Source organism: Streptococcus intermedius SK54 = ATCC 27335 (assembly GCF_000413475.1).
Classification (GTDB): Bacteria; Bacillota; Bacilli; order Lactobacillales; family Streptococcaceae; genus Streptococcus; species Streptococcus intermedius.
In genome coordinates, this window is record NZ_ATFK01000001.1 from 30,661 (window position 1) to 52,582 (window position 21,922).

The window sequence follows — 21,922 nt, forward strand, 5'->3', positions numbered from 1 at the left end:
TCCTTTTTTATATCTATTTTTGCTGAGCATTCCAGGTATCTTGTATTTGCTGAAGACGTGCAGTAGCTTCTTGCTCAAAAAGTTTAAATTGGTAAGCCAAATCCTGTGAAATGGATTCTAAATGGCTTTTTTGTGCTTGAATAACTTGTACATTTTTTTGAATGTTTTGAAGGCTCTGCTGTATACTGTTTATAGAATCATAGGTTTCAACAGCTTCATCCATAATTTTCTCTCTGTTTTTTACCAAATAAAAACTAGTAACGGCTGCACCTGTGAATAACAATAAATTGCTAAATTTCATGCTTTCTCCTTATGCTTTTGAAATTTTTTTGGCTAAAGCTGCCAATGCAGGGAAGTCGGGTTCGTGAGCAACAAAGGTTACGTTCAAATCATCATCTTCAGTATAGCGCGGCGCCAAATGGATATGTGTATGAAAGACAGTCTGACCCGCAATTTCTTCGTTGTTATTGATGATATTCATTCCTTTTGCAGCAGTTGCTGTCATTATTTTACGAGCAATATTTGGTATGCATGCAAAGAGTTGGCCGACTGCTGCTCCGTCCATTTCAAGCATATTACGAAAATGTTTTTTAGGCACAACCAAGGTATGCCCAGGAGTCACTTGTGAAATATCTAAAAAGGCTAGAACGTGTTCGTCTTCATATACTTTAGAAGCCGGGATTTCCCCTGCAATAATCTTACAAAAAATGCAGTCCGTCATCAAATTTACCTCTACTTCGCTAGATTTTGTTATAATATAAGAACATTATACCAGAATTTGGAGAAAATATGTTAGAAATAAAAGGGCTTACAGGCGGATATATAAATATCCCTGTTTTAAAAGATATCAGTTTCACGGTAGAAAATGGTGAGCTGGTGGGCTTAATTGGTTTGAATGGTGCTGGAAAGTCTACAACAATCAATGAAATTATTGGACTTTTAACTCCTTATAAAGGGGAAATTTTAATTGACGGCGCTAAACTGCAAGATAATCCCATGGGTTATCGTAAGAAAATTGGATTTATTCCAGAGACCCCTAGTTTATATGAGGAATTGACTTTAAGAGAGCACATTGAAACAGTTGCTATGGCTTATGATGTCGATCAAGAGGTAGCTTTTGCGCGCGTGGAACAATTATTGACCAAGTTTCGCTTGAAAGAAAAATTGGATTGGTTCCCCGTTCACTTTTCAAAGGGAATGAAGCAAAAAGTCATGATTATTTGCGCCTTTGTAGTTGATCCGAGTCTCTTTATCGTAGATGAGCCATTTTTGGGACTCGATCCAGTAGCGATTGCTGATTTGATAGAGCTTTTGAAAGATGAAAAGACGAAAGGCAAATCTATCCTGATGAGTACGCATGTGTTGGACTCAGCAGAAAGAATGTGTGATTCATTCGTGATTTTGCACAAGGGGGAAATCCGAGCGAAAGGTAACTTATCAGAGTTGCAATCAGAATTTTCTATGCCAGAAGCTAGCCTGAATGAGATCTATCTGGCATTGACAGAAGAGGCAAGTCTATGAAAGAAGTGTTTCAAAAGCGCAAGCAAGTATTTCGCAATCAATGTTTGAAATATTCACGCTATGTTTTTAACGATCATTTTGTTCTATTTTTATTAGTTTTTAGTGGTTTTTTAGCTGTTCAATATAGTCAACTGTTGCGAAATTTTCCTAAAAATCACCTGCCAATTATTCTTGCTTTAGCAGTTCTTTTGGTGTTCTTGTTGCCTTTGGGAAGAATTGCAACGTATATGGAAAAGCCAGATAGTCTATTTTTGTTGGTCAAAGAAGAAGAATTAAAAAGTTATTTACAAAAACAAATGTGTTCATCTTATCTATTATGGAGTGTATTTCAAACGGCTATTCTATTACTAGCAGCGCCACTCCTTTTGGCGCTAGGATTACCATTTTGGGGATGGTTTATTCTTGTATTTTTTATGTTAATAGCAAAATGGTTTCTATTTTTGAAAAAGAGCCGAAGATTTTATCAAGGAGCAGGCATAAATTGGGGCTATCTCATTGACTACGAAGAGAGACGAAAGCAGACAATCTTGCGTTTCTTTGCTCTATTTACCAATGTAAAAGGAATCTCCAATAGCGTGAAACGCCGAGCCTATCTTGATGGTTTGACAAATATTTTGCCAAAAAGGCAATCAACCACTTGGCAGAATATGTTTTTACGCTCTTATTTGCGAAATGGTGATTTTCTGGCTTTGACCATGCGGTTGCTATTTCTATCTCTTTTAGGAATTGGCTTGCTCGGTCAATCTTGGATTGCGGCTGTTTTTGTGATACTGTTGAATTATCTTTTGCTATTTCAATTGACTGCTTTGTACAACGCTTTTGATTATCAATATTTGACATTCTTATTTCCTCTAGAAATCGGATTAAAGTTAAAGGGTGTGAGACAAGTGATTGTTCTTGTTGGTTACAGTGTGCTGTTAGTTGAAACAATTATGGCGTTGCTATTTTTCCAAGATAGAGTTGCACTGCTTTTCATGGTAGGAGTTACACTATTGCTTTATTTTTTCTATTTACCAGTTAAATTAAAAAGTTTGGTTGACTAAAGGAAGTAAAATTAGTAAAATAGATAGGAAACTTTTTACGGAGGGGAATCATGGACTTGGTTGATAATGAGCTAACTCTGACACCGATTGCAGGTAAAAGTGGAAAAGCCTACATGGGCACCTATCCAGATGGGGCGCGCGTTTTCGTCAAGATGAATACAACCCCAATCTTAGTAGGTTTAGCTAGAGAACAAATTGCACCACAGCTATTATGGAGTCGTCGCATGGCAGATGGTAATGTCATGAGCGCGCAAGAGTGGCTGTCAGGAAAAATTTTGACACCAGCTGAAATGGATAAAAAGCAAATTGTGAATATTTTGACAAGATTGCACCGTTCACGTCCGTTAATGACGCAATTACGACGGCTAGGTTATGCTCTGGAAACTCCAGCAGATTTAGTCGAGTCTTGGTTAGATCGTGCGCCAATTGCACTTAGTCATAATCATTATTTGCGATCTGTTTTAAAAGATATGCACAGTAGTCTGCCACAATTTCGCGAGGATTATGCAACGATTGTACATGGCGATGTTCGACATAGCAATTGGATTGAAACAGATAGCGGTTTGGTGTATTTGGTAGATTGGGATTCTGTGCGTTTGACAGATCGAATGTTTGATGTAGCCCATATGTTAAGCCACTATATTCCAGAAGTACGTTGGAAAGAATGGTTGACCTATTATGGCTATCGGTATAATGCAACCGTATTGAAGAAATTATACTGGTATGGTCAATATGCTTACTTGTGCCAGATTGCCAAGTACTATGAGAATGCAGACTTAGAAAATGTGAATCGGGAGATTTATGCACTACGTAACTTCCGTTCAAAATACGGAAGAAAGGTATTATGAGAGTAAGGAATCGTAAGGGAGCGACGGAATTACTAGAAGCAAATCCCCAGTATGTGATTTTAAATCCTACTGAAGCAAAAGGCAAGTGGCACGAGATTTTTGGAAATAATTACCCTATTCATGTTGAAGTAGGGAGTGGAAAAGGTGCATTTATTTCAGGAATGGCAAAAGCTCATCCAAAAATTAACTATATTGGAATTGATATTCAAAAATCTGTTTTGAGTTATGCTTTGGACAAGGTTTTAGCGACAGATGTTCCAAATATCAAACTTCTTTGGGTAGATGGTTCTGATCTGACTAACTATTTTGAAAATGGGGAGATTGATCGCTTGTACCTGAATTTTTCTGATCCTTGGCCCAAGAAACGTCATGAAAAGCGTCGTTTGACCTATAAATCTTTTCTAGATACCTTTAAGCGAATTTTACCAGATCATGGTGAAATTCACTTCAAAACAGATAATCGCGGTCTTTTTGAGTATAGCCTTGTTAGTTTTTCCCAATATGGTATGAAATTAAATGGCGTTTGGTTGGATTTGCATGCGAGTGACTTTGAAGACAATGTGATGACAGAATACGAGCAAAAATTTGCTAATAAAGGCCAAGTCATTTATCGGGTCGAAGCAGCGTTTTAATGTAAAATAAATAATGAAAAAGGCCATGCGGTCTTTTTTGATTTTCAGGGAAATAGTTTAAATAACGACGTAGTAAACGATATTTCAAGCAATAAAATGGTTTTGAGAACACTTCTTAAAACCATTCACGAGTACAAAAATAGTAGCAGCATAACGATTCAAAATGTTACAGAAGATTGTGCTATCCATCAGAGGGCTTTTCCTTAACTTTAAAGCTAGCTATAATTTGTTACAATTGCTTATGTCTGCTAAACAGCAAAGTTATCATTTTTTGAGTATATGTCTAAGGAATTTTATCTTAAAATAGTGGAACTTTTCTCATTTTCCGATTTTTTATTGTGTCCTATGAGATTTTTATTTATAATAATTCTAAATAAAAAAAGAAAAGAGAAGTTTTGGGATGACAAATAATCAGGAGATTGATAAGAACTTTAGCGGTCGACTAAATATTTTACGGGCTGGAGTATTGGGGGCTAATGATGGTATTATTTCTATTGCGGGTGTCGTTATAGGAGTAGCAAGTGCAACGGAAAGTGTTTGGATTATATTTCTTTCAGGTTTAGCAGCAGTGTTTGCAGGAGCTTTTTCCATGGCAGGTGGTGAATATGTATCTGTTTCAACCCAAAAGGATACGGAGAAGGCTGCGGTTGCCAGAGAACGAGTACTTTTAACAAAAAATCCAGAGATTGCTAGACAGTCACTTTATGCAGCTTATATCCAGAATGGCGAGTGTGAGACATCTGCCCAACTCTTGACAAATCGAGCTTTTTTGAAAAATCCGCTTAAGGCTTTGGTAGAAGAAAAATATGGACTTGAGGTGGAAGAATTTACAAATCCATGGCATGCAGCAATATCTAGTTTTATTGCTTTTGCAGTAGGAGCCATCTTTCCAATGTTAACCATAGTTTTCCTTCCTGCTAGCTATCGCATTCCGGCAACAGTCATTGTTGTTGCTTTAGCATTGTTAGGGACGGGATATACTAGCGCTAAGTTAGGAAAAGCACCGATAAAAAATGCCATGATTCGAAATTTAGTCATTGGACTTTTGACCATGACAGTTACTTATCTTGTGGGTCAATTGTTTGTTATTTAAGTCCAAAATAAAAATTGTGTGGGGCGTAGTTTTAATGATAATTTCTTTTATTGAGCGTTATGGTGAATTTGCTTAAGAATGATTTGTTAGACACAATTATAAAATCAAATAAAATACAAGAATAAATTTTCTTGTATTTTCCTTTTTCTTATGCTATAATGTAGATAATGAATATGAAAGAGAGGCGAGGAAATATCTTCGCCTCTTATCTGTGAGGAGGTGTAGTCTTATCACAACGATTGTCAAATTAGTAAAAGAAGTTGTTGAACCAGTCGTTCAAGAGCCGTATGAATTAGTGGATATTGAGTACGGTAAAATGGGGAGCGACCATGTTCTTAGTATTTTTGTAGATAAGCCAGGAGGAATCACTGTAAATGATACGGCAGAATTGACGGACATCATCAGTCCACTTTTGGATACGATTAAGCCGGATCCCTTTCCTGAGCAGTATTTTCTTGAAGTAACTAGCCCAGGGTTGGAACGTCCGCTGAAAACGAAAGAACAACTAGCAGCTGCAATTGGGGAATATATCCATGTTAGTCTGTATCAAACACTTGATAAAAGTAAAGTCTTTGAGGGGACACTGCTTTCTTTCGAGGAAGATCATTTAACAATGGAATATATGGATAAGACTCGTAAGAAAGTTGTTCAAATTCCTTACCAGCTAGTATCGAAAGCAAGATTAGCAGTCAAATTTTAGCAAGAATAATAAAGAAAGGATTGCTTTTGTTTCCACAAAAGCTGAAAAAACATGAGTAAAGAAATGCTAGAGGCCTTCCGTATTTTGGAAGAAGACAAAGGGATCAAAAAAGAAGATATTATCGAAGCGGTGACGGAGTCACTTCGTTCGGCTTATCGTCGTCGCTATGGTCAAGCAGACAGTGCAGCCATTGAATTCAACGAAAAAACAGGAGATTTTCGTGTTTATACCGTTCGTGAAGTGGTAGACGAAGTTTTTGATAGCCGTTTAGAAATTAGTTTAAAAGATGCTCTTGCTATTAGCTCGGCTTATGAACTTGGTGATAAAATAAAATTTGAAGAGGCACCAACTGAATTTGGACGGGTAGCAGCTCAGTCTGCTAAGCAAACGATTATGGAAAAAATGCGCAAGCAGACACGCGCAATCACTTACAATAAGTATAAAGAACATGAAAATGAAATCATGTCAGGAACAGTCGAGCGCTTTGACAATCGTTTTATCTATGTCAATCTAGGTAGCATTGAAGCACAGTTATCAAAGCAAGACCAGATTCCTGGTGAAGTATTTGCTTCTCATGACCGCATCGAAGTCTTTGTCTATAAGGTAGAAGACAATCCTCGCGGTGTCAATGTCTTTGTCAGCCGCAGCCATCCAGAAATGATCAAGCGTTTAATGGAGCAGGAAATTCCAGAAGTTTATGACGGAACAGTTGAAATCATGAGTGTTTCTCGTGAAGCAGGCGATCGGACGAAGGTTGCTGTACGCAGTCACAATCCCAATGTAGATGCAATCGGTACGATTGTTGGTCGTGGTGGTGCAAATATTAAGAAAATTACCAGCAAATTTCATCCAGCTAAATATGACGCCAAATCTGGCCGTATGATTCCTGTAGAGGAAAATATTGATGTTATTGAGTGGGTGGCAGATCCTGCAGAATTTATCTACAATGCGATTGCTCCTGCAGAAGTCGATCAAGTTATCTTTGATAGTGAGGATAGCAAGCATGCTCTTGTTGTTGTACCAGATAATAAGCTATCACTTGCTATTGGGCGGCGAGGGCAAAATGTGCGCTTAGCAGCTCATTTGACAGGTTATAGAATTGATATCAAATCTGCAAGTGAATTTGAAGCTATGGAAGAAGCAGGTGAGCTTGGTGGATTTGCTGAAGAAGCAGATGAATTTGCAACAATTGAAAGTCCTGTGGAAACAGAATTTTTAGAAAGTGAAGTTGAAGCAGAAGACTAAGGAGGGGGAAATGGTAAAAACAAGAAAAATCCCTTTACGAAAATCAGTAGTTTCTAACGAAGTCATTGACAAGCGTGATTTGCTTCGGATTGTCAAAAATAAAGAAGGCCAAATTTTTATTGACCCGACAGGAAAGGCCAATGGACGAGGAGCTTATATCAAACTTGACAATGAAGAAGCACTTAAAGCTAAGAAAAAGCGAGTTTTTAACCGTAGCTTCAATATGGAAGTCGAAGAAGCATTTTATGATGAATTGATTGCTTACGTGGATCATAAGGTTAAAAGAAGAGAGTTAGGTCTTGAATAAACAAAAATTAGCAAATATACTTGGATTAGCACAACGAGCCAATCGTATCATATCTGGTGAAGAATTGGTCGTTAGGGCAATACAAGACGGAAAAGCAAAACTGGTTTTTTTAGCCGATGATGCTGCTCCAAACTTGACAAAAAAAATTACTGATAAAAGTCATTACTATAAAGTAGAAGTATCAACCGTGTTTTCAACACTGGAATTAAGCACCGCAGTGGGTAAAGCAAGAAAAGTACTTGCTATCACTGATGCTGGATTTACAAAGAAAATGAGGTCTCTTATGGAATAGAAGAGGAGGACAAGATTTGTCTAAGAAAAGATTGTACGAAATTGCGAAGGAGCTGGGAAAAGAAAGCAAGGAAGTTGTGGCACGTGCAAAAGAGCTTGGTATTGAAGTAAAAAGTCATGCTAGCAGCGTTGAAAGTGAAGTGGCCGCGCGTATTACAGCCAGTTTTTCTCAAGTGGCAGCTCCTAAAAAAGAAACGAATCAAAAAACAGCTCACTCTTTAGCTAAAGAGCAACAGCCAGCTCAAGTCGTAGCGGAAGAAGTGACGATGGCTGATAAAGTAGTGCCTAGGATAGCAGAACAGGCGCAAAAATCAGCCGTGGCAACAAAAGCTTCATCAGTAAAGCCAAAGAGTCGTAATTTTAAGGCCGAGCGAGAAGCGAAAGCGAAAGAGCAAGCAGAGCGACGAAATAGACAGCGAGAAAATCGAGCGCGAAACCAACAAAATGGCGATAAACAAAATCGAGAAGAGAACAATCAGCATAATGAGCGAAGCCAGAAAAATCGAAATGACCGTGGGAATCGCAATGAACAACGCAACAATCGCAATCATCGCAGCCAAGATAATCGGTATCAAGGGCAAAACCGTTCAAATGGTATTACAAATCAAAATCGCTCTCAATCGAATCAAGGGCCACGCATTGATTTCAAGGCGCGTGCAGCAGCTCTGAAAGCTGAACAGAATGCCGAATATGCTCGTGGAAGCGAGGAACGTTTTAAACAGGCTCAAGCTGCAAAAGCAGCTCAACGTGAGCAGAAGAAACGGAAAGAACCGGTAGAAGAATTATTCAAAGCAGCAGCGCCTATCGTGGAGGCTACAAAGCCGGCTCCACAGTCTCAAGTTGCCCCTGAGGCGGTTCCAACTCCTGCAGTTGATACTCGTCGGAAAAAACAAGCTCGACCAGACAAGAAACGTGATGACTTTGATCGCGAAGAAGATGGTCCAAGAAAACAACAAAAGAATCGAAGCAGTCAAAATCAAGTGAGAAATCAAAAGAATAGTAATTGGAATCATAATAAGAAAAATAAAAAAGGCAAGAATAATCGGAATACGAATCAAAGTCCAAAACCGGTTACAGAACGTAAGTTTCATGAATTGCCTAAAGAATTTGAATACACAGAAGGTATGACCGTTGCAGAAATTGCAAAACGGATTAAACGTGAACCAGCCGAAATTGTCAAGAAACTCTTTATGATGGGGGTTATGGCAACGCAGAATCAGTCGTTGGACGGTGATACTATTGAACTTCTGATGGTAGATTATGGCATTGAAGCACATGCTAAAGTTGAAGTCGATAATGCAGATATCGAACGCTTCTTTGTGGATGAAGATTATCTTGATCCAGATGCTTTAGTAGAACGTCCGCCAGTTGTGACCATCATGGGACATGTTGACCATGGGAAAACAACACTTTTGGATACCTTGCGTAATTCTCGTGTTGCTACAGGTGAAGCAGGTGGGATTACACAACATATTGGTGCTTACCAGATTGAAGAAAATGGTAAGAAAATTACCTTCCTTGATACACCAGGGCATGCCGCTTTCACCTCTATGCGGGCGCGCGGTGCTTCTGTCACAGATATTACGATTCTTGTTGTGGCAGCAGACGACGGGGTAATGCCTCAAACAATTGAAGCGATTAACCATTCAAAAGCAGCCAATGTGCCAATTATTGTAGCGATTAACAAGATTGATAAGCCAGGTGCCAATCCTGAACGTGTCATCGGTGAATTAGCTGAATATGGAGTTATGTCTACAGCATGGGGTGGTGATTCTGAATTTGTCGAAATCTCAGCTAAGTTCAATCAAAATATTGATGAACTGCTCGAAACCGTTCTCCTTGTAGCTGAAATTCAAGAGCTAAAAGCTGATCCAAAGGTTCGCGCAATTGGTACAGTAATCGAAGCGCGGTTGGATAAAGGAAAAGGTGCGGTTGCAACCTTGCTTGTTCAACAAGGTACCTTAAATGTACAAGATCCAATTGTTGTTGGTAATACTTTTGGTCGTGTGCGTGCTATGACTAATGACCGTGGACGTCGAGTGAAAGTTGCGGGGCCATCGACGCCAGTATCTATCACAGGTTTAAATGAAACACCAATGGCGGGTGACCATTTTGCCGTATATGAAGATGAAAAAGCAGCGCGTGCAGCTGGTGAAGAACGTGCAAAACGTGCTCTCATGAAACAGCGTCAAGCAACGCATCGTGTTAGTTTGGAAAATCTCTTTGATACCCTTAAAGCTGGTGAAGTCAAGTCTGTCAATGTTATTATCAAAGCCGACGTACAAGGTTCAGCGGAAGCATTAACAGCATCTCTTCAGAAGATTGAAGTGGAAGGTGTTAAAGTAACAATTGTTCACTCAGCAGTTGGTGCGATTAACGAATCGGATGTTACTCTTGCGGAAGCTTCCAATGCCTTTATCATTGGTTTCAATGTTCGCCCTACTCCACAAGCTCGTCAACAAGCTGAAGCGGATGACGTCGAAATGCGTCTTCACAGTATCATTTATAAAGTGATTGAAGAAGTAGAAGATGCCATGAAAGGGATGCTTGATCCAGAATTTGAAGAAAAAATTATTGGTGAAGCTGTCATTCGTGAAACCTTCAAGGTTTCTAAAGTCGGTACTATCGGCGGATTTATGGTAGTTAGCGGTAAAGTAACTCGTGATTCTAAGGTTCGTGTGATTCGTGATGGTGTGGTGATCTTTGATGGTGCTCTTGCCAGCCTTAAACATTATAAAGATGATGTGAAAGAAGTCGGAAATGGACAAGAAGGCGGTCTCATGGTTGAGAATTACAATGACATCAAAGTGGATGACATGATTGAAGCTTACATCATGGAAGAAATCGCAAAATAATATAAATGAAGGGGAGACAGACTGTGATATATTGGAGCCTGCCTCAACCCTTTTCTAAAATAAGCGAAAGGAGACATCATGGCAAATCAATTTCGTGTGGATCGTGTGGGAATGGAAATCAAACGCGAAGTCAATGAAATTTTGCAAAAAAAAGTTCGTGATCCACGTGTTCAAGGAATTACCATTACAGATGTGCAAATGTTGGGCGACTTGTCAATGGCAAAAGTGTACTACACGCTGATGAGCAACCTTGCTTCTGAACAAGAAAAAGCTCAGACTGGTTTAGAAAAGGCGAAGGGAACCATCAAACGTGAATTGGGTCACAACTTGAAGATGTACAAAATCCCTGATTTGACTTTCATCAAGGATGAATCGATTGAATATGGGAACAAAATTGATCAAATGCTCCGTGATTTAGATCAAAAATAAGGCGTGTTTTTAGCTATGTCAATATATTTAAAAAGAAAGGAAATTCTATTTTTCTTTCTTTTTTTGATAAAAATGCTAAAAAAGGCTTGTTACTTTTACACTTATCCTTTAAAATAGAAAAGGAGATAATCCGCTACAGATTTTTCGGAGGAGAAAAGATGTCCATCAATTGGCAGCAAATTATATTTAGCTTTTTAGGCGGTTTAGGACTTTTCCTATATAGTATTCGGATGATGGGAGATGGTTTGCAGCAGGCTGCAGGTGATCGGCTTCGTTATTTCATTGACAAATATACCAGCAATCCATTTTTTGGTGTTCTGGTTGGAATTGGTCTAACAGCTTTGATTCAGTCAAGTTCAGGTGTGACAGTTATTACAGTTGGATTGGTGAGTGCAGGCCTTTTAACACTCAGACAGGCAATTGGGATTGTCATGGGGGCCAATATTGGAACAACGGTAACCTCTTTTATCATTGGCTTTAAACTGGGGGATTATGCATTACCCATTCTCTTTTTAGGGGCGGTCTGTCTCTTCTTTACCAAAAAACGCTCTATCAATAATATCGGTCGCGTTCTATTTGGGGTAGGAGGGATCTTCTTTGCTTTGAATTTGATGAGTGGTGCTATGGAGCCATTGAAAAATTTAGATGCTTTTCGTGAGTATATGATAAAGTTGAGTGGAAATCCAGTCCTAGGTGTATTTGTAGGGACAGGTATTACCTTGTTGATTCAAGCCTCATCAGCAACTATCGGTATTCTACAAAATTTATATGCGAGCGGCTTGATTGAGTTAAAGGGAGCTTTGCCAGTTCTTTTTGGGGATAATATCGGGACAACAATTACAGCAATTATTGCATCATTAGGAGCCAATATTGCTGCTAAACGTGTGGCAGGTGCTCATGTCACTTTCAATGTGGTCGGTACTGTTTTATGCTTGATCGTTTTAGGTCCATTTACGAGCTTGATTCATTGGTTTCAAGCAACGCTCCATTTAAGCCCAGAAATGACTATTGCCTTTGCTCACGGAACCTTCAATGTTACCAATACAATTATTCAATTTCCATTCATTGGCTTGTTAGCTACCTTGGTAACAAAACTGATTCCAGGTGAAGATGAAGTTGTGAAATATGAGCCGCTTTATTTGGATCCGATTTTAATTAAACAAGCTCCGTCTTTAGCGCTTGGAAATGCCAAAAAAGAATTGCTTCATTTAGGACGTTATGCGATGCGTTCATTTGAGTTAGCTTATGATTATATTGTGAACAATACTGAAAAGTCAGCAGACAAGGGACACAAGACCGAAGAAGCAATCAATAAGATTGATGAAGATCTCACACGTTACCTCATTGATTTATCTAGTGAGCCTCTTAGCCAAAAAGAAAGTGAAGTACTGACAAATATTTTGGATTCATCTCGAGATTTAGAAAGAATCGGAGACCATGGTGAAGCGCTGATTAACTTGACTGATTATATCCGTCGGAAAAAGGTGGAATTTTCTCCAGCAGCTTTGCAAGAGTTGGAATTGATTTATAACATGACTTTGACTTTCATTAAAGAATCCCTGACTTCTGTAGAAAATAATGACATTGAGTTGGCGGATAGCTTAGTAACTAAGCATGAAGCGATTGATAAAATGGAACGAAAGCTACGGAAAACGCACATTCATCGTCTGAATAGAGGAGAATGCTCAACACAAGCAGGCGTAAACTTTATTGATATCATCTCTCACTATACGAGAGTCGCGGATCACGCCATGAACTTAGCGGAAAAGGTCCAAGCGGAACAAATATAATCATGAGAAACAAACTGCTGGCGTGGTTTGTTTCTTTTGCATTGAATGGGTCTATACCATTTACAAAAAGAAAAGAAAGCGATATAATGAAAGAGACATAATGAAAAATGCGAGAGTGATTTAAAATAGCACTTACAGTTGTCTAAAGTGACAGCTTATACAAACTCTCACTGAAAGAAGGAGGTTTTATTATGCCTAAATATATTCAAGCAGATCAATTTTTCTATCCCTATGGTATTCGTCAAGGTGGCTATCTAGAATTAGTGGATGGTAAATTTGGTAAATGGACAAAAGAAATCCCAGCAGGTGCGGACGTGATAGATTATACAGGCTATTCTATTGCACCGGGCTTAGTTGATACGCATATTCATGGTTTTGGTGGTGTAGATGTGATGGACAATAATATTGAAGGAACTCTGCATACCATGAGTGAAGGTCTGTTGTCGACAGGTGTTACCAGTTTTTTGCCGACAACCTTAACCTCAACTTTTGAATCGTTACTAGCGGTCACGGAAAATATCGGTGCTCATTATCAAGAAGCGACAGGTGCTAAGATTCGTGGCTTATATTTTGAAGGTCCGTATTTCACAGAAAAATATAAAGGAGCCCAAAATCCAATTTACATGAAAAATCCTCGAATGGATGAATTTCGTGCTTGGAAAAAAGCATCGAATGGTTTGCTCAATAAAATCGCTCTAGCTCCAGAACGAGAAGGTGTGGAAGATTTTGTTCGAACTATTACTGATGAAGGGGTTACGGTTGCACTTGGGCACTCAAATGCAACGTTTGAAGAAGCAAAGGCTGCGGTAGATGCAGGTGCCAGTGTCTGGGTGCATGCTTATAATGGTATGCGCGGCTTAACCCACCGTGAGTTGGGGATGGTTGGCGCTATGTATGAATTGCCACACACTTATGCTGAATTAATCTGTGATGGACACCATGTTGATCCAAAAGCTTGTGACATCTTGATGAAGCAAAAAGGGCATGAAAATGTTGCGCTCATCACAGACTGTATGACTGCAGGAGGCTTGGAAGACGGTGACTATATGTTGGGAGAATTTCCAGTAGTAGTCGCAAATGGAACTGCTCGACTCAAATCAACAGGTAACCTCGCAGGATCTATCTTGAAATTGAAAGACGGGTTAAAGAACGTTGTCAAATGGGGGATTGCTAACCCACACGAAGCAGTTATGATGGCAACCCTCAATCCGGCTAAATCCGTTCATATTGAGGATGTTTGTGGTCAAATCAAGGAAGGACATGATGCAGACTTCATTGTGTTGGACAAGGATTTGGAACTGGTTGCGACCTACTTGGATGGCGAAAAGAGATACGAAGCATAATATATGAATACTTAATTAACGTAGAAACTCCTGCAAGAAGAATTACTTTTAAAGTTAGACCTTCTATGTCTAACTTTTTTTGTGTGCAATACATATCTATTTCCGAACAAATATTATCTAAATGAAATAATTTAATGCTTAAAACTTTATATTTTCTAATTTTTATATATGATTATAAAGGAATATTACATTTTCATTACAATTCAAAAAAAGATGAATTTTCTGAAAATTTTACGCTATAATATTTTTTAAAAATAAAAATGAGGGAGATTAATATGAAAAAACAACGTTTTTCATTGAGAAAGTATAAGTTTGGTCTGGCTTCAGTCGTTTTAGGGACATTTTTAGTTATTGGTGCGGGACAAGTGCAGGCCAATGAGCAGGCAGCAAACAATCCGACTGTAACACAAGAAGTTCAGTCATCAGTTGCTGATAAAGCTGTTCCGGCTTCAAACCAATCAAATGGGAATTCTGCTGCTTCCACAACCGTTATAGCAACAGAAGAAGGTACACAAACAACCACGCAATCATCATCTACAAGAGCAGAATCAACTGTTTCAACTTCATCTGAAACTTCTGCTGTAAAGCCAGTTCCATCTACTGCGGGAACTGGTGCAAGCAAGGTAGCAACAACAGGGAGTGAATCACCAGTAACAGAAGCAACTCACTCTACTTCAACATCAGAAAAGTCAGTTGCAAGTAAGGAAACAACAGAGTCAGAAAAGAAACAGTCAGCTGAACCAGTGACTCCATCTAGCACAACTAGCAATGAAATTATCAAAGTTCCTCAGACTTGGCAACAAGGCTATAAAGGAGAAGGGAAGGTCGTTGCAGTGATTGATTCAGGGCTAGATGTGAATCATGAGGTATTACGCATTACTGATCCTTCGAAAGGGAAATTCAAAGATGAAGCAGCAATGGAAGCGGCTAAGAAGAAAGTAGGCATTAATTATGGTAAATGGTACAATAACAAAGTTGTTTTTGCCTATAACTATATAGATGCTGATGACAATATCAAAGAAAAAGCCACGGATTCTCATGGAATGCACGTGACAGGAATTGCGACTGGGAATCCAAGCAAAAAAGACACCAATGGCGAATATATTTATGGTGTAGCACCGGAAGCGCAAGTAATGTTTATGCGTGTCTTCTCTGATCGCAGTAGTACGACTAGTTCAGCTATCTACGCTAAAGCGATTGACGATGCAGTAGCGCTTGGAGCTGATACGATTAACATGAGTTTGGGGTCTACGACAGGTTCAATGGTGAACGCTGACCCCAGTATTGTAGAAGCTATCAAGCGTGCGCGTGCCAAGGGAGTATCTGTTTTAATCTCTGCAGGAAATAGCAATACGTTTGGAAATGGAAAATCTAAACCTTTGGCAGAAAATCCAGATTATGGTCTGGTGGGCAATCCTTCAACAGTAGAGGATTCAATTTCGGTAGCTTCAGTTAATAATACAGTTGTTACAGAAGAAGTCATGGAAGTTCGTGGTTTAGAGGATAATGCCAAACTTCATCATGGAAAGTTTAATTATTCTGTTTCTGAAACGGATGCCCAATTTGAAAAAGGCAAGGAATACGAATACGTCAATGTTGGATTAGGACGTGATGAAGATTTCAAGGGCCTTGATTTGAAAGGAAAGGTTGCGCTTATTCAGCGTGGTGCTCTCACCTTCTCAGACAAGATCAGCAATGCTGTCAAACGTGGAGCAATTGGAGCAGTCGTCTACAATAATGTTGCTGGTGCTAATCTTAAAATGGCACTGGAAGGACAAGCTAAGACGATTCCTTCTGCCTTTATTTCTAAAGAATATGGAGAGGCTCTAGCGGCAGGTAAGTACAAGTTAGTTTTCAATGGGAACAAGGCGAATTTACCTAATCCAGAAGCTAATCAATTATCTGACTTTTCAAGCTGGGGTGTGACAACGGATGGGCAATTAAAACCAGATGTAACAGCGCCGGGTGGCTCTATCTATTCATCACTGAATGATAATACTTATGGTAGTATGAGTGGAACGAGTATGGCGGCTCCTCATGTAGCAGGTGTAGCTGCTTTGGTGAAACAATATCTGGAAAAGCATTACCCAGAAAAAAGTCCGGCAGAAATTTCATCTTTGGTGAAAGCTTTGATCATGTCGACAGCAAAGCCACATATGAATAAAGAAACAGGTGCCTATACATCCCCTAGACAACAAGGAGCAGGAATTGTAGATACAGCAGCGGCAGTATCAACAGGCCTTTATGTAACTGGAGAAGACAATAACTATCCTAGTGTATCGCTAGGAAATGTTGGCGATGAATTTACGTTTGATGTGACAGTTCATAATATGACGGATAAAGATCGCACTTTAAAAATGATTGTTAATACCAATACAGACACAGTCAAGGATGGACATTTTGATTTGACTCCTCGAAAATTGACTGAAACAGTTTGGCCAGAAGTGACTGTGAAAGCACATAGTAGCACACGGGTAACTGTTAAAGTTAATGTAGCTAAATATGCGGAAGAGCTAAAGAGGCTCATGCCAAACGGTTATTTCTTGGAAGGCTTTGTTCGCTTTGTCGAACCAGCAGATGATGGTGATGTCGTCAGCCTTGCATTTATGGGCTTCCGTGGGGAATTTCAAAATTTGCCAGCTGCTGAAAGGCCAATTTATAATCTTGTTAAAGAAGGTAAATCAGGCTTTTATTATGATGTCCCTAAAGATAAAAGTGTTTCAGCAAAAGACAATGTGTCGGCTATCATCACATCGTCTAATGACACACTGTACTCAACTGGGAAGACGGCAGCACGCAGCCCGATTGTCCTTGGTACAGTAGAAAATGAGCAAGGACGTACGATTTTGCAATTGGATGCCAATGGCAATGTTCGTCTAGCGTTTTCTCCAAATGGAGATGGCAATAAGGATTTAATCCAGTATCGCTCTGTCTTTTATCGGAATTTCAATAATCTGACAGCAGCTGTTTATAAGAGTGATGGCTCCTTAGTCTGGCAAAGCGCTGCAGCAAAGGATGGGCGGAAAAATTACTTTGATGGAAATGAGCGTAATCCAAAGTCTTATTTCCTGGACAATACGGTATGGGATGGGCGTGATAGTAGTGGAAGAACTGTTGTAGATGGTCTGTATACTTATGTAGTACGTTACACGCCGGATGTACCAGGAGCTAACGAGCAAACAGTATCTTTCCAACTCCAGATTGATACGCAAAAACCGCTTATCACATCTGGCTATATTAAAAAATCACAAGATGGTACGGAAATATTTGTGCCACGTAAAGTCAAAGATGTCGGAAATGGCGGTATTTTGAAAGAGCGAGTATTTTATTTGAAGCCAGATCAAAATGGACAAGTAACTTATCAGGCTGTGGATGAGTTGGGGAATGTTCGTGAATATGAACGTCGTGTTTATATTTCTGCCAATGCAGATGGTAGCTACACTCTTCCGAAAGGTGTTCATAAAGCAAACATTTTCTACGTAGTAGAAGATTTTGCGGGCAACAAAGATGCAACTTCTCTTGCAAATCTAGTCGGTACTGAAAATAGTGGTCGAATTCGTGTAGCTGTGGTTGATGCAGATAGCCATCAAGCACTGGATACACCATATGTTTATCGAATCAAGGATGCAAAAGGGAACTATATCAATGTTGATAAAGGGAAAGACATCAATTTCTTGACATTTGGGCATTATACGGCAGAACTCTTTACTTATGACAAGAGCGGGCTGAAAGTCTTGAGTGCCCTCACACAAGAATTTGATTTAACAGCAGAAGATAGCTTTAAAATGATTGAATTTTTGGCAAAGGAAATTAGCTATGCTCCACTTAGCGTGACTTTCAACCAAGCCGTTCCGAAAAATACGACGATAACATTGAAAAATGAAGCGGGTGAGCTTGTTTCTCTTCCAGCTGAGAAATATAGAAAATATTCATTTGGTAAGACGGTAGCAGTGGGTCAATATTCTATCGTTGCTACTCTGCCATCAGGCTATGAACTATGGGATGAAAATCCAACAGTTCTAGTCAAAGAAGGTAAGAACAACCTTGTTCAATTGACTGTTATTGTTAAAGTAGCCTTACTAGCAGCTGTTCAAAAACAAGTTACTTTGGTGACTACGGCTCAATATTATAATGCAAGTATAGAAAAGCGGATAGCGTACAATCAAGCTTATGCGCAAGCGAAGGCGGCTTTGACCGGGAAATTGAGTCAAGCAGAAGTAGATCGAATATTGGCAAATCTCGTCACTGCTGCTGATAATTTAGATGGCAAGGATTCTGATATTGTGGCTCTAAAAACAGCCATGGCAGCTTATGTGGCAACGACTAAAACGGGTTTGTATGCCAATGCAAGAGAAAAACAACGGCAAGCATATGACCGAGCCTTCCAAGCAGTTGCTCTCTTAGCGATTCAAGATAGTATTACGCAAGAGCAGATTGATACTGTTTTGGCACAATTGACTGCAGCTTATCAAAAGTTAAATGGTAGAGAAACGGATTTCTCTCATCTGCAAAATACGATTGCACGAGAAATTCATTTCCAAGCTCTTAGTAATAAGTTTATCTATGCAACTGATGATGTAAAAGCAGCTTATCTGGCTGCATTTGAGCAAGCGAAAGCAGTTTTAGCCAATCCAGGTGCTAGTCAAGCAGATGTGAGAGAGGCAATTGCGAATCTCAGAGCAGCTAAGAAAAAACTAAATGGGCACAAACCAAAAAGAATTAAAGCTTTGACAGTGTAAAATTTTACTGATGAAGTTTCTTAGTACAAAATGGGTGACTCAAAATATTAGAGGGTCACTCATTTTCTTGTTATAATGGTCACTATGAAGGAGGTCTTGTTAAAAGTTTCTAGTGATTCTGGGGTGGTGAAAGCTAGATAAGCAAAAGCTGAGAATGAAACTTTCGGTAAGTTTTAGTCAGTAGATTTTTAATTAAGACTATATCAACAATGAAATAATCAATACGATTCTGTTGTGTGAAAGAGAGCCCAAGTCTTGGCGCTATATGGAAGAAAGCAAAGAACATATGGGCTTTGTAGATATTCAGGTCATGCAGGAACTGCAGACTTTATCAAAAATCTAAGCGGTGTTATTGAAGTGCCAAAAACAGATGAGATGAATGTTAACATTGCGGGAAGAAAAGTCTGAATCAGAGTGTATCTCAGCCTTTCAGATTGACTTAACAACAGAGTCAGAACAGAATGAAAAAGGAAGTCACTTTCTTCTTGACAAATATTGTAAGCAGACTTATAATATAAGTGTTTATTAAATATGGAGGTGTTTTTATGAAATTTTCTTTTGAATTGGCGGTTAATGCTAAAAAAGAGGACGCTTGGACCTACTATTCTCAAGTTAATCAGTGGTTTGTCTGGGAGGGTGATTTGGAACAAATTAGTTTGGAGGGTGAATTCACTACAGGGCAAAAGGGGAAAATGAAGATGGAGGATATGCCTGAACTCAACTTCACTTTAGTTGAAGTGCGTGAGAATCAGTGTTTTTCTGATTTAACAGCAACGCCTTTTGGCAATGTTCTATTTGAACATGAGATACTTGAAAATCCTAACGGTACCATTAGTCTAAGGCATTCAGTTTCTTTGACAGACAGCGATACGACAGAGGAGGCTTTAGCCTTTTTGAAACAGATTTTTGCTGATGTGCCCAAAAGTGTCGGAAAGCTGAAACAAATCTTGGAGGCAGTATGACAAAAACTTTTCATTCCCAGTATGCTGACAACCATCAGGAATCGACAGGTCTCTTATTCGCACGAGTTTACAATGCTTGGCATGGCCGAGTAAAAACAGCTCTGCAAAAAGTGGGGCTGACTCATCCGCAATTTATTATTCTGACTAGTTTGGGGTACTTGGAGCTACAACAGGACTTGGTTACTCAGGTCAATCTAGCTGCTTTTTCAGATATGGATGTGATGACGGTTTCTCAAGTTCTTAAGCTCTTGTTGAAAAAAGGCTTAGTTGAGCGGCGAGAACACCCTCAAGATAGTCGGGCAAAAGTTGTGTTTCTGACTGATATAGGCAGAGAGCGTATGAATCAGGCTTTGCCTCTCGTTGAGGCAATTGACCAAACCTACTTTGGCCAGCTGGGCAGTCAGGTGTCAGATTTTAATCGGCTTTTACTAAAATTGGAGGAAAATAATGGTTAAGTTCTGGGTTGGTGTTGTTTCAGAAAATCATGTTAAACGCGGTGTTGACGGCGGTTTTTGCCAGGTCTGTCATGGTAAAGGCGGTCCTTTAAGACGCATGAAAAAGGGCGATTACCTGCTCTATTACAGTCCTAAAATCGCTCTTGATTCTAATCAAAAGCTGCAGGCTTTCACAGCCGCGGGTAAGATGAAGGATGATAGGGTTTATCAATTTGAAATGGCACCGGACTTTATCCCTTTCAGGCGGGATGTTGAGTATTACAAATCTGTCCGGCCTTGTCCGATTGGAACTGCCAGGCAGCACTCAGACTGGAAAACCTATGCCAGCCAGCTACGATACGGACATTTTGAGGTTAGTCGAGATTTCTTTATGTATGTTTTTAATTCTATGAAGTTGGAGTAAGTCTGGACAAGATTGCCCTTTTTTGCTATAATACTAGTCAGAAAGAAAGTCTTATGGCATTTCTCAAGCGAGCCTGAGATAGTGGAAGTCGGGTGAAATAAAGTATGAACGGGCGCTTTCGGTAAGTTTTAGTCGGTAGATTATTAATTAAGACTATATTAACAATGAAGTAATAAACTAGGGTGGAACCGCGTTTTGACGCCCCTATGCAAAGCTGTATAGGGTGTCGTGTCGAGTGCAGTTCTGCTTTTTGTTTTGTTAGTCAAATTGATTCACTTGTTGAGACTAGTATATTCCTACTATAAGCTCAAGTTACAAGAATATTATAATAAAAAGAATGGAGTAAACATTATGCCGAAGAAGTTAACCTTCCAAGAAATTATTTTAACGTTGCAACAGTTTTGGAATGATCAGGGCTGTATGCTCATGCAGGCTTACGATAATGAAAAAGGTGCTGGTACGATGAGCCCCTACACTTTCTTACGGGCTATTGGACCTGAGCCATGGAATGCGGCTTATGTAGAGCCTTCACGTCGTCCAGCAGATGGACGATATGGTGAAAATCCGAATCGCCTTTATCAACATCATCAGTTTCAGGTTGTAATGAAACCAAGTCCTAGCAACATTCAAGAGTTGTATTTACAATCATTGGAATTGTTAGGAATTAACCCGCTAGAGCACGATATTCGCTTTGTCGAAGACAACTGGGAAAATCCTTCAACTGGTTCTGCAGGTTTGGGTTGGGAAGTATGGCTTGATGGGATGGAGATTACACAGTTTACGTATTTCCAACAGGTTGGTGGTTTATCTACCAGTCCAGTTACATCTGAAGTTACCTATGGTTTAGAACGTTTGGCATCTTATATTCAAGAAGTGGATTCTGTTTATGATATTGAATGGGCAGATGGAGTTAGGTACGGAGAAATTTTCCGTCAACCAGAATTTGAACATTCAAAATACAGTTTTGAAGTGAGTGATCAAGCTTTGCTGTTGGCTAATTTTGATCATTTTGAAGCTGAGGCTAAGCGTTGTTTAGAGTATAATCTCGTTCACCCTGCTTACGATTATGTTTTAAAATGTTCGCACACCTTTAATCTATTGGATGCTCGCGGAGCTGTTTCTGTGACAGAGCGAGCGGGTTACATTGCTCGGATTCGTAATTTAGCGCGTATTGTTGCTAAAACCTTTGTGGCGGAACGCAGACGGCTAGGCTATCCATTGTTAGACGAAGCAACACGTAAGAAATTATTGGCTGAGGAGGAATAA

At 39.4% G+C, this 21,922-nt stretch carries 20 protein-coding genes; 18 read left to right on the top strand and 2 right to left on the bottom strand.

Features of this window, described 5'->3' with window-relative positions:
• Nucleotides 1-13 precede the first annotated feature (13 nt).
• A complete protein-coding gene (locus HMPREF1654_RS00165; RefSeq protein WP_003078430.1) occupies nt 14-301 on the bottom strand; it encodes a hypothetical protein in 288 nt (95 codons plus the stop codon).
• 9 nt (nt 302-310) lie between these two features.
• Nucleotides 311-721 (bottom strand): HIT family protein, encoded by a 411-nt coding sequence (locus HMPREF1654_RS00170; protein ID WP_003073842.1) that lies wholly within the window; start codon nt 719-721, stop codon nt 311-313.
• A 68-nt stretch (nt 722-789) separates the two neighbouring features.
• Here HMPREF1654_RS00170 and HMPREF1654_RS00175 point away from each other — a divergent pair, with 68 nt between their 5' ends.
• The 18 genes from HMPREF1654_RS00175 (at nt 790) to glyQ (ending at nt 21,922) form a co-directional block, all read left to right on the top strand.
• Nucleotides 790-1,521, top strand: coding sequence for an ABC transporter ATP-binding protein (locus tag HMPREF1654_RS00175; protein WP_003073841.1), 732 nt, complete (start codon nt 790-792; stop codon nt 1,519-1,521).
• Nucleotides 1,518-2,564, top strand: a complete 1,047-nt coding sequence (locus HMPREF1654_RS00180; RefSeq protein ID WP_003078361.1) for an ABC transporter permease — start codon at nt 1,518-1,520, stop codon at nt 2,562-2,564. The genes HMPREF1654_RS00175 and HMPREF1654_RS00180 overlap by 4 nt, the downstream gene beginning before the upstream one ends.
• 50 nt (nt 2,565-2,614) lie before the next feature.
• Complete coding sequence (ccrZ, locus tag HMPREF1654_RS00185; protein WP_003073837.1) at nt 2,615-3,412, top strand: cell cycle regulator CcrZ; 798 nt, start codon at nt 2,615-2,617, stop codon at nt 3,410-3,412.
• Nucleotides 3,409-4,044, top strand: coding sequence for a tRNA (guanosine(46)-N7)-methyltransferase TrmB (trmB, locus tag HMPREF1654_RS00190; protein ID WP_003078354.1), 636 nt, complete (start codon nt 3,409-3,411; stop codon nt 4,042-4,044). Before ccrZ ends, trmB begins: the two co-directional genes overlap by 4 nt.
• 400 nt (nt 4,045-4,444) lie before the next feature.
• Entirely contained in the window at nt 4,445-5,137 is a 693-nt protein-coding gene (locus HMPREF1654_RS00195; RefSeq protein WP_003073834.1) for a VIT1/CCC1 transporter family protein, read from the top strand.
• Between the two features lie 211 nt (nt 5,138-5,348).
• Nucleotides 5,349-5,837 (top strand): ribosome maturation factor RimP, encoded by a 489-nt coding sequence (rimP, locus tag HMPREF1654_RS00200; protein ID WP_003078411.1) that lies wholly within the window; start codon nt 5,349-5,351, stop codon nt 5,835-5,837.
• Nucleotides 5,838-5,888: 51 nt separating this feature from the next.
• Nucleotides 5,889-7,082, top strand: a complete 1,194-nt coding sequence (gene nusA, locus HMPREF1654_RS00205) for a transcription termination factor NusA (RefSeq protein ID WP_003078357.1) — start codon at nt 5,889-5,891, stop codon at nt 7,080-7,082.
• A gap of 10 nt (nt 7,083-7,092) precedes the next feature.
• Entirely contained in the window at nt 7,093-7,389 is a 297-nt protein-coding gene (gene rnpM / locus HMPREF1654_RS00210; protein WP_003078278.1) for an RNase P modulator RnpM, read from the top strand.
• Nucleotides 7,382-7,681 (top strand): YlxQ-related RNA-binding protein, encoded by a 300-nt coding sequence (locus HMPREF1654_RS00215; protein ID WP_003078421.1) that lies wholly within the window; start codon nt 7,382-7,384, stop codon nt 7,679-7,681. The genes rnpM and HMPREF1654_RS00215 overlap by 8 nt, the downstream gene beginning before the upstream one ends.
• A 16-nt stretch (nt 7,682-7,697) precedes the next feature.
• Entirely contained in the window at nt 7,698-10,535 is a 2,838-nt protein-coding gene (gene infB / locus HMPREF1654_RS00220; protein ID WP_003078241.1) for a translation initiation factor IF-2, read from the top strand.
• Nucleotides 10,536-10,613: 78 nt separating this feature from the next.
• Nucleotides 10,614-10,964, top strand: coding sequence for a 30S ribosome-binding factor RbfA (gene rbfA, locus HMPREF1654_RS00225; RefSeq protein ID WP_003033710.1), 351 nt, complete (start codon nt 10,614-10,616; stop codon nt 10,962-10,964).
• 158 nt (nt 10,965-11,122) lie between these two features.
• Complete coding sequence (locus HMPREF1654_RS00230) at nt 11,123-12,754, top strand: Na/Pi cotransporter family protein (protein WP_003078333.1); 1,632 nt, start codon at nt 11,123-11,125, stop codon at nt 12,752-12,754.
• Between the two features lie 191 nt (nt 12,755-12,945).
• Entirely contained in the window at nt 12,946-14,097 is a 1,152-nt protein-coding gene (gene nagA / locus HMPREF1654_RS00235) for an N-acetylglucosamine-6-phosphate deacetylase (protein ID WP_003078251.1), read from the top strand.
• Nucleotides 14,098-14,372: 275 nt separating this feature from the next.
• Nucleotides 14,373-18,836, top strand: coding sequence for a S8 family serine peptidase (locus tag HMPREF1654_RS00240; protein ID WP_003078301.1), 4,464 nt, complete (start codon nt 14,373-14,375; stop codon nt 18,834-18,836).
• Nucleotides 18,837-19,381: 545 nt separating this feature from the next.
• Nucleotides 19,382-19,798 carry an SRPBCC family protein gene (locus HMPREF1654_RS00245; protein ID WP_003078386.1) on the top strand — a complete coding sequence of 139 codons (417 nt, stop codon included), beginning with the start codon at nt 19,382-19,384 and terminating at the stop codon, nt 19,796-19,798.
• A complete protein-coding gene (locus tag HMPREF1654_RS00250) occupies nt 19,795-20,253 on the top strand; it encodes a MarR family winged helix-turn-helix transcriptional regulator (RefSeq protein WP_003078432.1) in 459 nt (152 codons plus the stop codon). Before HMPREF1654_RS00245 ends, HMPREF1654_RS00250 begins: the two co-directional genes overlap by 4 nt.
• A complete protein-coding gene (locus HMPREF1654_RS00255; RefSeq protein WP_003078238.1) occupies nt 20,246-20,656 on the top strand; it encodes an EVE domain-containing protein in 411 nt (136 codons plus the stop codon). Before HMPREF1654_RS00250 ends, HMPREF1654_RS00255 begins: the two co-directional genes overlap by 8 nt.
• Nucleotides 20,657-21,007: 351 nt before the next feature.
• A complete protein-coding gene (gene glyQ / locus HMPREF1654_RS00260; protein WP_003078390.1) occupies nt 21,008-21,922 on the top strand; it encodes a glycine--tRNA ligase subunit alpha in 915 nt (304 codons plus the stop codon).

Excerpts from the sequence above, each read along its gene's own strand:
- HMPREF1654_RS00165 (WP_003078430.1), bottom strand. The coding sequence starts at position 301 with ATGAAATTTAGCAATTTATTGTTATTCACAGGTGCAGCCGTTACTAGT.
- HMPREF1654_RS00245 (WP_003078386.1), top strand. The coding sequence starts at position 19,382 with ATGAAATTTTCTTTTGAATTGGCGGTTAATGCTAAAAAAGAGGACGCT.
- rnpM (WP_003078278.1), top strand. The coding sequence starts at position 7,093 with ATGGTAAAAACAAGAAAAATCCCTTTACGAAAATCAGTAGTTTCTAAC.
- rbfA (WP_003033710.1), top strand. The coding sequence starts at position 10,614 with ATGGCAAATCAATTTCGTGTGGATCGTGTGGGAATGGAAATCAAACGC.
- ccrZ (WP_003073837.1), top strand. The coding sequence starts at position 2,615 with ATGGACTTGGTTGATAATGAGCTAACTCTGACACCGATTGCAGGTAAA.
- HMPREF1654_RS00255 (WP_003078238.1), top strand. The coding sequence starts at position 20,246 with ATGGTTAAGTTCTGGGTTGGTGTTGTTTCAGAAAATCATGTTAAACGC.
- nusA (WP_003078357.1), top strand. The coding sequence starts at position 5,889 with ATGAGTAAAGAAATGCTAGAGGCCTTCCGTATTTTGGAAGAAGACAAA.
- HMPREF1654_RS00240 (WP_003078301.1), top strand. The coding sequence starts at position 14,373 with ATGAAAAAACAACGTTTTTCATTGAGAAAGTATAAGTTTGGTCTGGCT.
- nagA (WP_003078251.1), top strand. The coding sequence starts at position 12,946 with ATGCCTAAATATATTCAAGCAGATCAATTTTTCTATCCCTATGGTATT.
- trmB (WP_003078354.1), top strand. The coding sequence starts at position 3,409 with ATGAGAGTAAGGAATCGTAAGGGAGCGACGGAATTACTAGAAGCAAAT.
- HMPREF1654_RS00170 (WP_003073842.1), bottom strand. The coding sequence starts at position 721 with ATGACGGACTGCATTTTTTGTAAGATTATTGCAGGGGAAATCCCGGCT.
- HMPREF1654_RS00230 (WP_003078333.1), top strand. The coding sequence starts at position 11,123 with ATGTCCATCAATTGGCAGCAAATTATATTTAGCTTTTTAGGCGGTTTA.
- HMPREF1654_RS00180 (WP_003078361.1), top strand. The coding sequence starts at position 1,518 with ATGAAAGAAGTGTTTCAAAAGCGCAAGCAAGTATTTCGCAATCAATGT.
- glyQ (WP_003078390.1), top strand. The coding sequence starts at position 21,008 with ATGCCGAAGAAGTTAACCTTCCAAGAAATTATTTTAACGTTGCAACAG.
- HMPREF1654_RS00175 (WP_003073841.1), top strand. The coding sequence starts at position 790 with ATGTTAGAAATAAAAGGGCTTACAGGCGGATATATAAATATCCCTGTT.
- HMPREF1654_RS00250 (WP_003078432.1), top strand. The coding sequence starts at position 19,795 with ATGACAAAAACTTTTCATTCCCAGTATGCTGACAACCATCAGGAATCG.
- HMPREF1654_RS00195 (WP_003073834.1), top strand. The coding sequence starts at position 4,445 with ATGACAAATAATCAGGAGATTGATAAGAACTTTAGCGGTCGACTAAAT.